Source organism: Microbacterium sp. W4I20, assembly GCF_030816505.1.
In the GTDB taxonomy this organism is placed as follows: Bacteria; Actinomycetota; Actinomycetes; order Actinomycetales; family Microbacteriaceae; genus Microbacterium.
In genome coordinates this window covers 4,117,001-4,131,337 of record NZ_JAUSYB010000001.1, presented here as the reverse complement: position 1 = coordinate 4,131,337, position 14,337 = coordinate 4,117,001, and the positions used below count along the sequence as shown (strand labels likewise).

Genomic DNA, 14,337 nt, shown 5'->3' with positions numbered 1-14,337 from the left:
TCGGCGGCTCGGTTATTCGAGAGCCGTGCGACTGGTCGCGGTCGACTCCAGTTCGACGCCCTCGGGAACGAAGGGCGAGAACAGCGGCGGGCGCCACGAAGCCGTGACTGTCACTCGGGCCGAGACGCCGTCCGGCGTGCTGGCGGCGATGAGTTCCGCGTCGCCGGGCAGAGCCGCGACCAGGGCCGCAGCCTGTTCTCGCACGCCGGCATCCGTCAGCTCGGCGCGCACCTCGTCGCCGTCGACCTGGAGGGTGAAGCCATCGGCTCCGGCGAGCGCGGCCGAGTCGGCGAGGGCATCGAGACGCTTCTGCGCGATGTAGAGATCTGTGGCGCAGACGCAGACGAAGATCAACGCGAGCGCGAGAAGAACGTAGCCGAGGGCGAGGAGCAGCACGCTCCCCTCCTCCGCATCCGTCAGCTCTCCGTCGTCGCCGATCGTCCCCCCGCCGCTCACTCGCTGCCCCACGTCCGGGAGACCTTCTGCGCCGCGGTGGCCTGCACCTCGACAGAGGCTGCCCGATCGAGGCCGAGCACCGGCGGCACCAGCGGCATCCGCACACGGGCGATGACCGTCACGATGAGCGTCGCACCGGCAGACGGGCATTCGACGCCGGCGGGCGTGCACGAGAGGGAGAGGTCGACGGCATCGGGGTCGAGACCGTACTCGTCGATGATGCCGTCGAGCACGGCCTCGCCGCGCGCGGCCGCGGTGTCCACGTCGGACGCCATCGCGATCGCCCGAGCTGTGTGGCGGGCCGCCGCCTCTGCGCCGAGCGTCTGCTCCTGGATCGTGCCCAGTGCGATTACGAGGTAGATCAACGGCACGAGCAGGATGACGCCGACCGTGATGAACTCGAGTGCTGCAGAGCCGTCGTCATTCCTCCCCCAGGCTCTCCACCGGCGCATGCGCCTCCACCTCCAATGCGTGGGGAATCCCGATCAGCCCCACCACCGGGAGTGACGTCCGGATGCGCATGTCGACGGTCTCGTGTCCGAGCGACTCCGACTCACCCACCGAGATGTCTCCCGCGTACGCAGCGCCGATGGCTTGGGTGATCACGGTGCGCGTGCGCTCCGCGCCCTCTTCGAGCGTCGTGTCGGCGAGAGCCGCGTGATAGGCACCTTCCACCGCCGCGTCGTGCACGACGTTTCGGACGTATACGGCGAGCGCGAGCTGCAGCACGGCGAGGGTGAGCACCGTGAGCAGGGTGCCCACGAGCACGAACTCGACCGGACTCGACCCCCTCTCGTCGCCGAGCGCACGGAGCGAGCGCATCTCAGAGACCGGACACCCGCTGGATCGCCTGCTCGAACAGCGCCGTCAGGGCGGGTCCGGCGACAGCCCAGATGAGCACCACGAGACCCGCCGTCATCAAAGTCACGAGCACCCAGCCCGGCACATCGCCGCGCTCGTCCTCGAGGAAGGAGCGAGCGCGCTCGGATGCGCGTCGTGAGAGTCGTCGATCCTGTATGTCTGTGGTCATGGTGTCCCTTTCGTGAGGTGGTCAGCCGATGCCGAGCCGGAGGATGAACAGGCCCGGGTAGATCGCGAACAGCACGGACAGCGGCAGGATGAGGAACACGAGCGGGAGGAGCATCAGGATCTCCTTGCGCCCTGCCTGTTCGATGAGCGTGCGCTTCTCGTCCTCGCGGGCGTCTCCCGCCTGCGCGTGCAGCACGCCGGCCAGCGGGGCGCCGTGCTCGAGCGCGGCGATGACCTGGTCGACGGCACGCGAGAGCGCCGGGAGCTGCAGCCGGCCCGACATCTCGCTGAGAGCATCCGCGAGTGGTGAACCCGTCCCCACGGCGAGCACCACGCGACGTAGTTCCGCCGTCAGCTCGCCCGAGCCGACGGCTGCGACCCGTCGCAGCGCGTCGAGGAACCCCTCCCCAGCCGACAAGCACAGCGCGAGGAACTCCAGCGTCGTCGGGAGTTCGTCGGTGAGCCGCGCCCGCCGCGCCTTGGCTCTCGCGGAGAGCTGCATGTCGTACGCCACGGCCGCAGTCGCACCGGTGAGGACCGGGATCACCGCGACCGGCAGCGACAGCCTTCCGGCGATCGCCAGCGCGATGACCGCCGTCGCGCCCGCCCCGATCCCGCCGAGCAGCCACCCCAACCGGCGTCCGCGAAAGGCGATCGGATCGGTGATGGATCCCGCCTGCGCGAGACGCTGCCTGAGCACTTCGCCTCCGCCGAGCATCCGCTCGAACGCGCTTCGCGCCCGGTCCCACAGGCTGCGACCGCCCGCCGGAAGCATCCCGGCCGCAGGAAGCAGGCCGCGCGGCATCCTCTCATCGGGCACCACGTCACGCACGTATGGTGCGATCCGCACAGTCAGCGATGCGGCCCGCCACCGAGGAAGGGTCGCCAGAAGGCTGAGGAGACCCGCCGCGAACGAGCCACCGATCAAGAGGGAGCTCGCGAGTGCCGAGACCGCGTTCATCCGAACCACCGCCGCGGCTCGGGGAGTCGACCGATCCTGACCATGATGCGGAAGGCGATCACCGACACCGCAGCGCCGATGCAGATCACGGCGATGCCTTCGGGCGTGCCGTACGCCGAGGCTCCCTCTGGTCGCATCACCAGCAACCCGAGCACCACCCACGGGGCGACCGCACCGAGAACCGCCGCTCCGCGGATCCAGGACTGCCGCGCCTCCACCTCACCGCGCAGCGCGGCATCCGCACGCACGGAGGACGACAGCGCCCGAAGGACGCTGATCAGCTCGGTGCCACCCACCTGACGCGCCATGCGCAGGGTTTCGGCGATCCGATCGCCGATCGGATCGGCCAGCGACGCCTTCAACCTGTCGAGGCTGGTTTCGAACCGCCCCGTGGCACGAAGGTCTCGTGCGAACACGGCGAATGCTGGCCGCAGCATGGGCGGCGACGACTCCGCCAGGCTCGCCACCGCATCGGGCAGCGACAGGCCCACTCTGATCGACGCGATGAGCAGGTCGCACACGTCCGGCCAGAGCTGTCGACGCAAGCGCCGCAGGCGCATCCTCCGCCCGCGCAGGAACATCACCGGGGCCGTCGACGCCGCCAGACCGGCCAGCGCAGCCAGCACGGCGATACCCGCCACAAGCCACACGGCGGATGCAGCGACGAGACCGGCCGCGAGCATCACGACCGTCACCGTCCGCGGCGAGACAGAGTTGACCCCGGCCTCTTCGATCAGTCGGGCGAGGCGCCCCGGCCTCGCCGTCGACGCCTCCTGCTCGCGAGGAGGCCACATCCAGGGCGACAGGCACAGCAGGAAGCCGGCGGCGAGCACGGCGCCGATCAGCACCGTCACGACGCGACCCCGACGGGCTGCGATCCTTCGGAGAAAGCAGAGCGTGCCGTCATGCGGCGCATCGGCGCAGCCTGGTAGATCGTGGTCGCCAGGACGCGACCGTCGACCACCTCTCCCGTCGGCGCGATGATCTCCTGCACGTGTCGCTGCCCACTGCTGTCCCGCGTGCAGTGCACGACGAGATCGATCGCCGCGGCGAGCGCCGGCGCGATGAACGCCCGATCGATGTTGCGGCCCGCGAGGAGGGGCAGGATGCTCAGTTTCTCGAGCGCCTCGGTGGCGGAGTTGGCGTGCACGGTCCCGGCACCCGGGACGCCGGTGTTGAGGGCCAGGACCAGATCGAGTGCCTCGGCGTCGCGCACCTCGCCGACGACGAGTCGATCGGGTCGCATCCGCAGGGCCTCCTTCACCAGCCGCCGCAGCGTGATCTCACCCGTCCCCTCGAGCCCCGCCTGGCGTCCCTGCAGCGCGACGATATCGGGCCCCTCGACCGCGAGCTCGAACGTCTCCTCGACCGTGATGACGCGCTGCGAGTCCGCGCAGGCGGCGAGCAGGGCACCCAGCAGCGTGGTCTTCCCGGCATGCGTCGCGCCCGAGACGATCACGCTGCGTCCGTCCTGCATCGCGTCGCTGAGCATCTCGCTGACATGCGCCGGCATCGCTCCCTGCGCCGTCAAAGCGTCGAGCGTGCGGAAGCGGGGCAGGAACTTGCGGATGTTCACGGCCCATGATCCGCGGACGACGTCGGCGATCGCCACATGCAGTCGAGAGCCGTCCGGCAGGGAGGCATCGACGAACGGCTGACTGATGTCGACCCGGCGTCCGGTGGGCTGCAGCATCCGCTCCACCAGATCGCGCACCGTCGCGTCGGTCAACTGCAGCGAGGTGCGCTCCGATGCACCGCCCCGCGCCACGTGCACACGGCCGTCGCCGTTGACCCAGACCTCCTCGATCTCCGCATCGTCGAGGAACGGCTGCAGCACCCCCAAGCCGCTGACCGCCGCGAGCACGTCCCGCACGCAGGCGGCTTCGTCGTCGATGAGCGCCTCGCCGCGAGCGAGAGCGTAGTCATCGTGGCGCCGGACCTCGGCCTGCGTGATGCGTCGCGCCGCATCCGGATCGACCGACGGATCGATGCCCTCCGCCCGCAGACGTGACCGCACGCGTTCGGCGACGAGGACAGACGGATGACTCACCCCGGCATCCTCGCAAGAATCGCGCCACCGCCTCGAAAGTTATCCACAAGGCGGCGGACCCTCGGTACTCGACCCTCACGACCGCTGTCAACCGCATCGATCCTCGTCTCACGATCGCTTAGCCTGCGAGGACGACCCGTCGAGGAGAACCCGTGCCGCGCGCCACACCCCCAGGACCATCCCGCATCGTCTCGGTCGTGATCCCGGTGAAGGACGACGCCGAGCACCTGCGCCGCTGCCTGCGTGCGCTGGCCCGGCAGACACACGCCCCCGATGAGATCATCGTGGTCGACAACGGCTCCACCGACGCATCGGCGAAGGTCGCCGAAGACGCCGGCGCCACGGTCGTGCCCTGCGCGCAGCCCGGGGTCCCGGCCGCGAGCGCGCGCGGATACGACGCGGCATCCGGAGATCTGATCCTGCGCCTGGATGCCGACGGCGTGCCGGACGACACCTGGATCGCCGGGGTCGTCGAGGCCTTCGAGCAGCATCCGCAGGTCTCGGTCTTCACCGGCGGCGCCTACTTCACCGACGGGCCCCGCGCTCTGCGCACCCCACTGGCGACCGCGTATCTCGGCGCGTACGCCCTGCTCTGCGCGCCGACACTCGGCCACCTTCCGCTGTTCGGTTCGAACCTCGCCTTCCGCCGATCCGCCTGGCTCGACATCCGCGCCGACGTCGAGCGCGACGACCCCGAACGGCACGACGACCTCGACCTCGCTTTCCATTTCGGCGAGCGCCACCGCATCCGCCGCCTGCCGCGAACGGAGATGGGGATCTCGATGCGCCCCTTCCGGAGCGGCCACGCCTTCACGCGGCGGATCGCCCGCGGATTCCGCACCGTGATCGCGCACTGGCCCGAGGACTTCCCCCCTGTGCGCTGGGTACGGCTCGCCCTGCGTCGCATCCTCCACCGCCTCGGCGTGCCCACACCCGCGCAGGTCGCCCGATGACCTCCGCCGTCCTCGGGCCCGCCGCGCCGCCGTACCTGCACGTGATGACGTACAACGTGCGGCGTCGGATGAACGCTCTCACCTGGCCGCCGTCCGATCGCTGGAGTGTCCGCCGCCCGCGTCTCGAGGCGCTGCTGCGCCAGGAGCATCCGACCGTCCTCGGCGCCCAGGAGGCGCTCCCCGACCAGGCAGCCGCCATCCGTGACGCTCTCGGCTCGAGCTACCGCTTCATCGGCCACGGCCGTCAGCCCGGCCCTCGCGGTGAGGCATGCCCGGTGTTCTACGACGACGCGCGGCTCGAGTTGCGCGATTGGCGGCAGGTCGCGCTCTCCGACCGCCCGAACGAACCCGGGTCGATCTCGTGGGGAAACGTGATCCCCCGAGTCGCCGTGTTCGCCCGCTTCCGCGACCGGATGACATCGCGGGAGTTCACGGTCGTCAACACCCACCTCGACGTGTTCTCGGCGCGGGCCCGCCTGCGGGCAGCGCACGAGCTGCGCGCCCGGATCGGAGGGCAGGAAACACCGACGATGCTGCTCGGAGACTTCAACGCCGGACCCACCTCCGCCCCCTGGCGTGCACTGCTCGACGACGGCGTCCTGACCGATGCGTGGCCCGCGGCCGAGGCGCACCTCTCCCCCGAATGGGGCACCTACGGTGGATACCGACGGCCGCGACGAGGCAAGCGGATCGACGCGATCCTGGTCTCCCCGGGCGTGCAGGTGCGTCGTGCGGCGATCAACGCGCATCGATTCCACGGCGGGTGGCCCTCGGATCATCTGCCGGTGCAGGCGCTCGTGACCATCCCCCGCGCAAAGGAGACGCCGTGAAGGAGAACTTCCTCCGCCCGCCCCACGGATTCGCGGAGTATGCCGCCGATGCTCTGCGCGTGATCGGCGTGCTCAGCGTGATCGCCGCAGCGATCTGGTCGACTCCGACGGATGCCGGCATCCTCGCTCTCGCGCTGCCCGCACTCATGGTCCCCCGAATCCTGGGCATGCGGGCATGGATGGACATCACGGTCGGGCTGACCGTGCTCGTGGCCGCGGGAAGCAACGTGTTCGACCTCTACCGCTCCGTCGCCGGCTGGGACCTCGTCGTCCACTTCGTGTGCACGGGCGTGATCGCCGCCACGGGCTACCTCATCCTCGCTCGCACCGGCGTGGTGCCGGCGCAGCGCGATACCGCCTTCCGCAAGCGCACCCCGATCGTGATCACCGCGGCGGTCGGCCTGGCCGTCAGCGCACTGTGGGAGATGATCGAGTGGGCCGGCCGCACGTTCGTGACCTCGGAGATCTTCGTCACCTACGAGGACACCATCGGCGACATGGCGATCGGCGGGCTGGGCGCTGTGTTCGCCGGCGTCATCCTGGCGTTCTTCCCCCTCGAGCGGAGCGACGCGCACTGACCGCCGGGGCCACCGCACATCCGTCGGAGATCCGCAAGAGTGCAGACCACACGGCGCCCGGGTGATGGACTGCCCGCAACTGACCACCGCATCAGCGAAAGGAACAGTCATGACCCTTCCTGTCCCCACCCCGCCCAACGAGCCGTTGGCTCCGACCCCGCAGGAGCCGACAGCGCCGAACCCCGAGGAGCCGCTCGCGCCGAATCCGGCCGAGCCGCTCATCCCCGGCTCCCTCTCCTGAGACCGCGTCCCGAGGTCGTCTCCCGCAGCTGCGGGAGACGACCTCTTCGCGTGCCCCCCGATGCCGCTGGTCGTAAGGCGTGGCGACACGACCGGAACTGCGGGCTGATCCCCAGATTCTCGGTTTGTGCGATCGGTAGACTGATCGCACCGCGCGGGAGTGGTGGAATTGGCAGACACGCAGGATTTAGGTTCCTGTGCTCTAGGGCGTGTGGGTTCAAGTCCCACCTTCCGCACGAGAGGTGCTGTCCGGCATCCTCATTGCTCTACCGCCGACCAATAACGACCGACGGGACACCCTGTGCTCGAAACCATGCTGCACGCACCGAACGCCCTCATCCCCTGGCTCGATCCAGCGATGATCATCGACAAGGCCGGTGTCTGGGCGCTCCTCGTGGTCTGCTTCATCGTCTTCGCCGAGACCGGTCTCCTCGTCGGCTTCCTGCTTCCCGGTGACACGCTGCTGGTCATCGCGGGCCTGCTCTCGCACCCGGTCGCCGGTTCGGAGCATGGTGTCTTCGGCATCAACGTCTGGTTCGTCGCCCTGCTAATCGGGCTCTCGGCATTCGTCGGCGGGGAGGTCGGGTACGTCATCGGCCATAAGGGGGGACCTGCGATCTTCGAACGCAAGGAATCAGGACTCTTCAGCAAGAAGAACGTCGAACGGACCAACGCGTTCTTCGAGCGATTCGGCGGCATCACGGTGATCCTCGCGCGCTTCGTGCCGATCGTGCGCACGTTCGCACCGGTCGCCGCCGGCGTCGGTCACATGCCGTGGCGCAAGTACACGCTCTACAACCTGATCGGCGCGGTCCTCTGGGGCTTCGGTCTGACCATGTTCGGCTACCTGATCGGGTTCATCCCCCCGGTTGCCGTGTTCGTCGAGAACTACATCGACCTGATCCTGCTGGCAGCGGTCGGCGGCACGGCCCTGGTCACGATCTACCATTACTTCTCGGAGCGCCACAAGGCGAAGAAAGCCCGGGCTGCCGGCGCAGACGTCACCACGGATCCCACCGAGGCCGACGAGCTCGTCCTCGACACCGAGGTGTTCGACCGCGCCCCCGACCTGGACGGCGACGGCAAGCACTGACCGCCGGCCGGTCCCGCCGGGTCAGCCGGTCTTCTTCGCCGGCTTCTTGGCCTTGGCCGGCTTCTCGCTCGCGCGCTTCTCCTTCGACCGGGCGACGCTCTCGCGCAGGGCCTCCATGAGGTCGATGACCTCGCCACCCTTGGTGTCGGCATCCGCTTCCCCGAAGGCATCCGAGATCTCGAAGCCCTCGCCGGCCTCGATCTTCGCGTCGATGAGCGTGCGCAGCTCCTTCTGGTACTCGTCGACGAAGGCCTCGGGATCGAAGTCGGTGGAGTAGCTGTCGACGAGGGATGCCGACATCTCGAGCTCCTTCTTCGAGATCCGCACGTCCTCGTCGAGCGCGGGGAACTCCGCCTCGCGCACCTCGTCGGCCCAGAGCAATGTCTGCAGCACGAGCACCTTCCCGCGCACGCGGAGCGCCGCGAGCCGGGTCTTCTGGCGCAGCGTGAACCGGACGATCGCGGTCCGATCCGTCTGCTCGAGCGTCTTGCGCAGCAGCACGTACGCCTTCGGGGACTTCGAGTCCGGCTCGAGGTAGTACGGCTTGTCGAGAGTGAGCAGGTCGACCTGGTCGGAGGGGACGAACTCGACGACGTCGATCTCGCGGCTCTTCTCCGAGGGCAGGGCGGCGAGGTCGTCCTTCGTCAGGACGACCGTCTGGCCCTCCTCGACGTAGGCGCGGTCGATGTCGGCGTAGGCGACGGTCTCGCCGCACACCTCGCACGTGCGCTGGTAGCGGATGCGTCCGCCGTCCTTCTCGTGCACCTGATGCAGCGGCACGTCGTGGTCCTCGGTCGCGGAATACACCTTGACCGGCACGTTCACGAGCCCGAACGTCAGCGCGCCCTTCCAGATCGTCCTCATGTGACCAGTGAACACCAGCCACACCCGTCACGGCCAGCCCCTTGACGCGTCCTCCGCTGGACGGCACGCGCCCTTGACTACGCTGGCTCCATGGTCGGAGAAGCGCAGGTCGTGCAGGTCGACGGCCGTCGACTGCGCGTGACCAACCTCGACAAGGTCGTGTACCCCGAGACGGGCACCACCAAGGGCGAGATCATCGCGTACTACTCCGCGATCGCCCCGCTCCTGCTCCCCCTCCTCGACGGCCGCCCGGTCACGCGCAAGCGCTGGGTGGAGGGAGTCGGATCGGCGGATGCTCCGGCTGACGCGTTCTTCACCAAACAGCTCGAACCCGGGGCTCCCGACTGGATCCCGCGCCAGGAGATCCAGCACTCCGACGGTGCGAAGGCGTACCCGCTCGTCGACGACGTGCCGACCCTGGTGTGGCTCGCGCAGGTGGCCGCCATCGAGTTGCACGTGCCGCAGTGGCGCTTCACCTCCGAAGGCCTGCCCGGGCGGCCGGATCGGCTGGTGCTCGACCTCGACCCCGGCCCGGGGGTCGGGCTCGTCCAGTGCGCCGAGGTCGCGCGCATCGCCCGTCGCATCCTGTCCGACATGGGCCTGGACCCCCTGCCCGTGACGAGCGGCAGCAAGGGCATCCACCTCTACGCGTCGCTTCCCGGCGAACAGACCAGCAGCGAGATCTCGGCGGTCGTGAAGGAATTGGCGCGGCTCATCGAGAACGACCACCCCGATCTGGCGACGAGTGTGATGTCGAAGGCCGTGCGCGGCGGCAAGGTGTTCCTCGACTGGAGCCAGAACAACGGCAAGAAGACGACCATCTCGCCGTACTCGCTGCGCGGTCGCGCGCAGCCGTGGGTGGCGGCTCCCCGCACCTGGGAGGAGCTCGACGACCCTGAGCTCGCCCAGCTCGACCTCGACGAGGTTCTCGCCCGCGCGGCAGTTGGCATCGATCCGTTGGCACAGCTCCGGCCGGGGCCCTCGGGCTCTTCGGCCTCGTCAGAATCCGCGTCGGTGTCGGTGGCCTCGGCCTCCCCGCGTCGGAACTCCCGGCATCCGCGGAGCGCCGCCGCACCGGCATCCGGCGCCACGGCCGCGACCCTGGCACCCATGCTGGCGGAGAACGGCGTCCCCGCCCTCGCCCGCACCCTCAGTGATCCTTCCTGGGTGGAGGTCAAGTGGGACGGCATCCGAGCGATGGGAACCTGGGCGGACGGACGGATGCTGCTGCACGCACGCCGCGGCACCGACATCACCGCGCGGTACCCCGAGCTCACCGCCGACGGTGCACCGTTCCTTCCCGTATCGGACGCCGTGGTCGACGGCGAGATCGTCGCCTTCGACGCGCACGGACGACCGAGCTTCTCGCTGCTGCAGAACCGGATGCACCTCACCCGACCCCGCGAGATCGAGCGCGAGGTCGTGCGCACGCCGATCGTCTACATGTTGTTCGATCTGCTGCGACTCGACGGTCACGATCTCACGGCGATGCCGCTGCGCGACCGCCGCACACTGCTCGACGACCTCATCGCCGATCTCGATGCGCCCATCCAGGTTCCGCCCGTGTTCGACGACGTCGACGCCGCCCTCGCGGCGAGCGAGGAGTTCGGGCTCGAGGGGGTCGTCGTGAAGGACCCCGGATCGCGCTATCGCCCGGGCCTCCGCTCCCCGTCGTGGCTCAAGCTCAAGCACACCCGCATGCAGGAAGCCGTGATCGTCGGCATCCGTCCGGGTAAGGGAGATCGGGAGAGCACTCTCGGCTCGCTGCTGCTCGCGGTTCCCGACCCGGCGACCGGTACCGAGGAGGGCCTGCGCTACGTCGGTCGGGTCGGCACCGGCTTCACCGACCGCATCCTCCGCGACCTTCTCGCGCGGCTCGAGCCGCTGCGGGTGAAGTCCGCGCCGCTGAGCGGGGTGCCGGCGCTCGACGCGTCCGACGCTCTCTGGGTACGACCCGAGCTGGTCGGCGAGGTCGAGTTCGCGAACTGGACGCCCGACGGTGTGCTCCGCCACGCGCGCTGGCGGGGATTGCGTCCGGACAAGACCCCGGACGAGATCGTCGTCGAGCCCTGACGCCCGCGGGCGTCGCGCTCAGGCGTGATGCGGTTCGCAGTCCGACTGCTCGGACGGTTCGAGCTGGAACGTCGAGTGCTCGACGTCGAAGTGGTCGGCCAGGCACGCCTGCATCTCGGAGAGCAGCTTCGCGGCGCCCCCGTCGGCGAGCAGCTGGGGGTGAACGCTGACGTGCGCCGTGAACACCGGGGCTCCGCGGGTCAGCTGCCAGACGTGCACGTCGTGCACGCCGGTCACCCCGTCGTATCCGAGCAGGTGCGTGCGGATCTCGCTGACCGCCGTCCCCTTCGGGGCCGACTCGGCGAGCACCGAGAAGACCTCGCGCAGCAGGGCGATCGCCCGCGGGATGATCATCGCCGCAATGAACAGGGAGGCGATGGCGTCGGCGGGCATCCACCCGGTCGCGAGGATGATGATCGCGGCCACGATCACGGCGGCGGATCCGATCAGGTCACCCATCACCTCGAGATACGCGCCCCGCACGTTGATGCTGGTGCGCTGCGCGCGGCTCAGCAGCCACATCGAGATCGCGTTGGCGATCAGACCGACGACGGCCACCACGAGCATGAGGCCACCCGCGACCTCGACATCTCCGGGGTTGATGAGCCGACCGATTCCCTCGACGGCGACCCAGCCGGCCAGCAGGATCAGGATGACCGCGTTGATCAGCGCCCCGAAGACCTCGGCCCGCTGATACCCGAAGGTGCGGCGGTCGTCGGCGGGGCGGGCGGCGACGGATGCCGCGATGAGTGCGATCACGAGCGCCGAGGCGTCGGTGAACATGTGCGCCGCGTCGGCGAGGAGCGCGAGCGACCCGGTGAAGATCGCCCCGACGACCTGCACGATCATCACCGTCGCGGTCAGCGAGAGCGAGATCGTCAGAAGTCGACTGCTGCTCGCAGAGCGGATGCCGCCGGGGGCCGGCGCGTGATCATGCATGCCTTCCACGCTAGACCGGCCGGTGACCCGGAGAGCGCGTTTCCGCCTAGTCGGGAAGGGTAACGAGAACCAGTCTCACGAGTAAGGAGGAGGGAGTGACCATGACGTCGAAGACATCAGCGCCGCGGAGGTTCGCGACTGGTGGAAGACGGACTGCCTCGGGTCCTCAGTCTTGGTGGCCGTGCCCGGCCTCCTCAGTGGCCCTTCGGCGGTCCTCGTAGAAGCTCTTGGTTGGGGCAGTCGTCGCGTCCGGCTCGGGGACGAGATGGAGACCGCTCGGGCCGTTCGCGACGAATGCGAGCGCCTCGATCCAGTTGCGGTTGAGGGACGGTTGCCGACTACCGACGAACTTGAAAACCAGCGAGCTTCCCGAGTTCACCCATACTGTCGTTCGCCCTCCGCCGATGCTCATGTCTTCCTTCCACGAGAAGGCGAACGGCTCCCCTCGACGGAGCTTCGAGGTCATGACCAGTTGCAGGTGGGTGAGGGCGCGATCCTCAATCTCGACCTTCGAACCGCTTTCGTAGATGAACTTACCCATGGGTCGCCCTCAGCTCGCCACCGGACCCGTGCCAAAGAGGCGCAACCGAGGGTCGCAGTGTGGCTACTCTCACAGTGGCCCTTCCAGGGCTGGAAAGATAGCCCGGGCCAAGTACGCGACGAATCGTGAAGCGATGGCCACGAGCTACGCAGGAGCCGTATAGAGACGGGGCTACTTTTCGATTTGGAGCCCCTCCGGAGCCGATGTCGGGACGGTGACGGAAACCAGTCCCACGCGGTCGCCGTCAGCGCCGCCAGAAGTCCGCGGGATCCGCGCCCTCGCGGAATCCGAAGTGCTCCGCCATCGCCATCGCCTCCGGGAAGTTCCCCGCCAGGCTTTCGGATGCATGGGCGTCGCTGCCGAAAGAGATCGCCCGCCCGCCTTCCTCGGCCCACCACTGCGGGATCCACGGTCGCAGCTGACGGGTGTTCATCTCGAGCGCGCGCCCCGATCCTGCGATCGATCGCATCGCAGACCGGAAGCCCTCCTCGAAGTCGGCAGGATCGAACGGGCCGGCGGTCGCCGTCGGCCAGGAGCGGACTGCGTAGTCGATGTGCGTGAACACCACGAAGGAGTCCGAGCCCGCGACCATGCGCGGTATCTCCTCCAGGTACGCCCACATCACCTCGGCGGCGGGGCGGTGGCGGTAGAGGGTCGTCGGCTCCGTCCGGTCGCCGCCTTCCCACGGAAGCATGTGCAGAGAGCCGTTGACCCGGTCGATGCCTCGCGAGAGCACCGACGCCGCCGCAGCATCCCAGAGGTGCGGCTGTCCGAACTCGACTCCCGTGAGGATGCGCAGGGCGGGATACTCGCGCCGCACCCTGTCGATCGCCTCGAGGTATCCGTCCACGTCGAATGCCGGCAGTTGCACGAGCCCGCTCGAGGTCACGTACTTCTGCGCGTGCTCCCCGATGTCGCCGTCATCGACTCGCCAGCTCGGTTCCAGGTCAAGATGCTCGGTGAAGGCGATGACCGGAAGCCCGATCTGGACAGCCCGCGCGCAGATCCGGTCCATCGCTCCGAGCGCCCCGGGGAGGGAGCCGGCGTCCCATGACCACTCGCTGTGCACATGGGTGTCTGCGGTCAGTCGGGTCACCTCGCCGACGATACCCCGCTCGGCTGATGCCGCGCGTAGGTGAGCACGACGCAGCCGTTGTCGAAGGGGCGGGCCTCTTCGAGATCGAACAGCGTGGGAGAGAACGGATGCCGGGCCATCGGGATCCCCTCGCCCGCGATCACCGGGTACTTCTTGACGATGAGTCGATCGATCTCGTCGAGGAGGGCGCCGGCGAGACCCGCGCCTCCGGCGAGGTAGATGCCGAGGCCGTCCTCGGCCTTGAGTTCTCGCACTCGCGCGACCGGGTCGGTGCGCACGACCTCGACGTTCGGCTCACCGGGATCGTCCAGCGTGGAGCTGAACACGAGAGTGCGCAGGTGGGCGTAGGGATCGGTGATCCCGAACTGCAGCGCCGGTTCGTAGGTGCGGCGGCCCATGACGACCGTGTCGAAGCGTGTCAGCGGGGCATCCGCACCTCCGCGGTCGGCGCGCACGTGGTACGGCTGCACGTCGGCGAGCTCGGTGCCGAGCGTCTCGGCGAAGGCCGGCGTCACCGGGTAGAAGTCGACTTCGTCGGCGGGCCCGGCGATGAAACCGTCGAGGGTCACCGCGATGTAGTAGGTCAGTTCGCGCATGCCCCGAGACTAATCACTACATGTGAAGTACGTCAAGC

The 14,337-nt window shown here is 69.0% G+C and carries 18 protein-coding genes and 1 tRNA gene; 7 read left to right on the top strand and 12 right to left on the bottom strand.

All coding sequences use genetic code 11. The annotated features are described in order from the left end of the window. Positions 1-12: 12 nt before the first annotated feature. From QFZ21_RS20110 to QFZ21_RS20080, 7 genes are read right to left on the bottom strand one after another with little or no spacing between them, the layout of a single operon-like run. The gene (locus QFZ21_RS20110) at positions 13-396 is read right to left on the bottom strand and encodes a hypothetical protein (RefSeq protein WP_307381378.1); all 384 of its coding nucleotides are present in this window, start codon (positions 394-396) and stop codon (positions 13-15) included. A 56-nt stretch (positions 397-452) separates the two neighbouring features. Continuing rightward, entirely contained in the window at positions 453-908 is a 456-nt protein-coding gene (locus QFZ21_RS20105; RefSeq protein WP_307381056.1) for a TadE family protein, read from the bottom strand. Beyond that, positions 877-1,278, bottom strand: a complete 402-nt coding sequence (locus QFZ21_RS20100) for a TadE/TadG family type IV pilus assembly protein (RefSeq protein WP_307381053.1) — start codon at positions 1,276-1,278, stop codon at positions 877-879. The genes QFZ21_RS20105 and QFZ21_RS20100 overlap by 32 nt, the downstream gene beginning before the upstream one ends. 1 nt (position 1,279) lies before the next feature. Continuing rightward, the gene (locus QFZ21_RS20095; RefSeq protein WP_307381049.1) at positions 1,280-1,486 is read right to left on the bottom strand and encodes a hypothetical protein; all 207 of its coding nucleotides are present in this window, start codon (positions 1,484-1,486) and stop codon (positions 1,280-1,282) included. Positions 1,487-1,507: 21 nt separating this feature from the next. After that, complete coding sequence (locus QFZ21_RS20090; protein ID WP_307381046.1) at positions 1,508-2,446, bottom strand: type II secretion system F family protein; 939 nt, start codon at positions 2,444-2,446, stop codon at positions 1,508-1,510. After that, on the bottom strand, positions 2,443-3,300 hold the full coding sequence (locus QFZ21_RS20085) for a type II secretion system F family protein (RefSeq protein WP_307381044.1): 858 nt from the start codon (positions 3,298-3,300) through the stop codon (positions 2,443-2,445). The genes QFZ21_RS20090 and QFZ21_RS20085 overlap by 4 nt, the downstream gene beginning before the upstream one ends. Beyond that, positions 3,297-4,496: a CpaF family protein gene (locus QFZ21_RS20080; protein ID WP_307381042.1), complete on the bottom strand. Its 1,200-nt coding sequence runs from the start codon at positions 4,494-4,496 to the stop codon at positions 3,297-3,299. Before QFZ21_RS20080 ends, QFZ21_RS20085 begins: the two co-directional genes overlap by 4 nt. A gap of 152 nt (positions 4,497-4,648) precedes the next feature. Here QFZ21_RS20080 and QFZ21_RS20075 point away from each other — a divergent pair, with 152 nt between their 5' ends. From QFZ21_RS20075 to QFZ21_RS20050, 6 genes are all read left to right on the top strand, one after another. Beyond that, on the top strand, positions 4,649-5,449 hold the full coding sequence (locus QFZ21_RS20075) for a glycosyltransferase family A protein (protein ID WP_307381039.1): 801 nt from the start codon (positions 4,649-4,651) through the stop codon (positions 5,447-5,449). After that, the gene (locus QFZ21_RS20070; protein ID WP_307381036.1) at positions 5,446-6,279 is read left to right on the top strand and encodes an endonuclease/exonuclease/phosphatase family protein; all 834 of its coding nucleotides are present in this window, start codon (positions 5,446-5,448) and stop codon (positions 6,277-6,279) included. Before QFZ21_RS20075 ends, QFZ21_RS20070 begins: the two co-directional genes overlap by 4 nt. Beyond that, positions 6,276-6,857, top strand: coding sequence for a hypothetical protein (locus tag QFZ21_RS20065; RefSeq protein WP_307381033.1), 582 nt, complete (start codon positions 6,276-6,278; stop codon positions 6,855-6,857). The genes QFZ21_RS20070 and QFZ21_RS20065 overlap by 4 nt, the downstream gene beginning before the upstream one ends. 109 nt (positions 6,858-6,966) lie before the next feature. Continuing rightward, a complete protein-coding gene (locus tag QFZ21_RS20060) occupies positions 6,967-7,098 on the top strand; it encodes a hypothetical protein (protein ID WP_307381031.1) in 132 nt (43 codons plus the stop codon). Between the two features lie 153 nt (positions 7,099-7,251). Next, positions 7,252-7,333: transfer RNA gene (locus tag QFZ21_RS20055), tRNA-Leu, on the top strand. Positions 7,334-7,410: 77 nt separating this feature from the next. Continuing rightward, a complete protein-coding gene (locus QFZ21_RS20050; RefSeq protein ID WP_307381029.1) occupies positions 7,411-8,190 on the top strand; it encodes a DedA family protein in 780 nt (259 codons plus the stop codon). A gap of 21 nt (positions 8,191-8,211) precedes the next feature. Here the strand turns inward: QFZ21_RS20050 and QFZ21_RS20045 are convergent, their stop codons facing one another. After that, entirely contained in the window at positions 8,212-9,054 is an 843-nt protein-coding gene (locus QFZ21_RS20045) for a Ku protein (protein WP_307381027.1), read from the bottom strand. A 90-nt stretch (positions 9,055-9,144) separates the two neighbouring features. On the opposite strand from QFZ21_RS20045, the gene ligD reads away from it, so the two are divergent. Beyond that, positions 9,145-11,127 carry a non-homologous end-joining DNA ligase gene (gene ligD / locus QFZ21_RS20040; protein WP_307381025.1) on the top strand — a complete coding sequence of 661 codons (1,983 nt, stop codon included), beginning with the start codon at positions 9,145-9,147 and terminating at the stop codon, positions 11,125-11,127. An 18-nt stretch (positions 11,128-11,145) separates the two neighbouring features. On the opposite strand, the gene QFZ21_RS20035 is transcribed toward ligD, so the two are convergent. From QFZ21_RS20035 to QFZ21_RS20020, 4 genes are all read right to left on the bottom strand, one after another. Then, on the bottom strand, positions 11,146-12,066 hold the full coding sequence (locus tag QFZ21_RS20035; RefSeq protein ID WP_307381022.1) for a cation diffusion facilitator family transporter: 921 nt from the start codon (positions 12,064-12,066) through the stop codon (positions 11,146-11,148). Positions 12,067-12,232: 166 nt separating this feature from the next. Next, positions 12,233-12,607, bottom strand: coding sequence for an ATP-dependent DNA ligase (locus tag QFZ21_RS20030; protein ID WP_307381021.1), 375 nt, complete (start codon positions 12,605-12,607; stop codon positions 12,233-12,235). A gap of 244 nt (positions 12,608-12,851) precedes the next feature. Further along, on the bottom strand, positions 12,852-13,703 hold the full coding sequence (locus QFZ21_RS20025) for a PHP domain-containing protein (protein WP_307381019.1): 852 nt from the start codon (positions 13,701-13,703) through the stop codon (positions 12,852-12,854). Next, entirely contained in the window at positions 13,700-14,299 is a 600-nt protein-coding gene (locus QFZ21_RS20020; RefSeq protein WP_307381017.1) for a dihydrofolate reductase family protein, read from the bottom strand. The genes QFZ21_RS20025 and QFZ21_RS20020 overlap by 4 nt, the downstream gene beginning before the upstream one ends. Between the last annotated feature and the right edge of the window lie 38 nt (positions 14,300-14,337).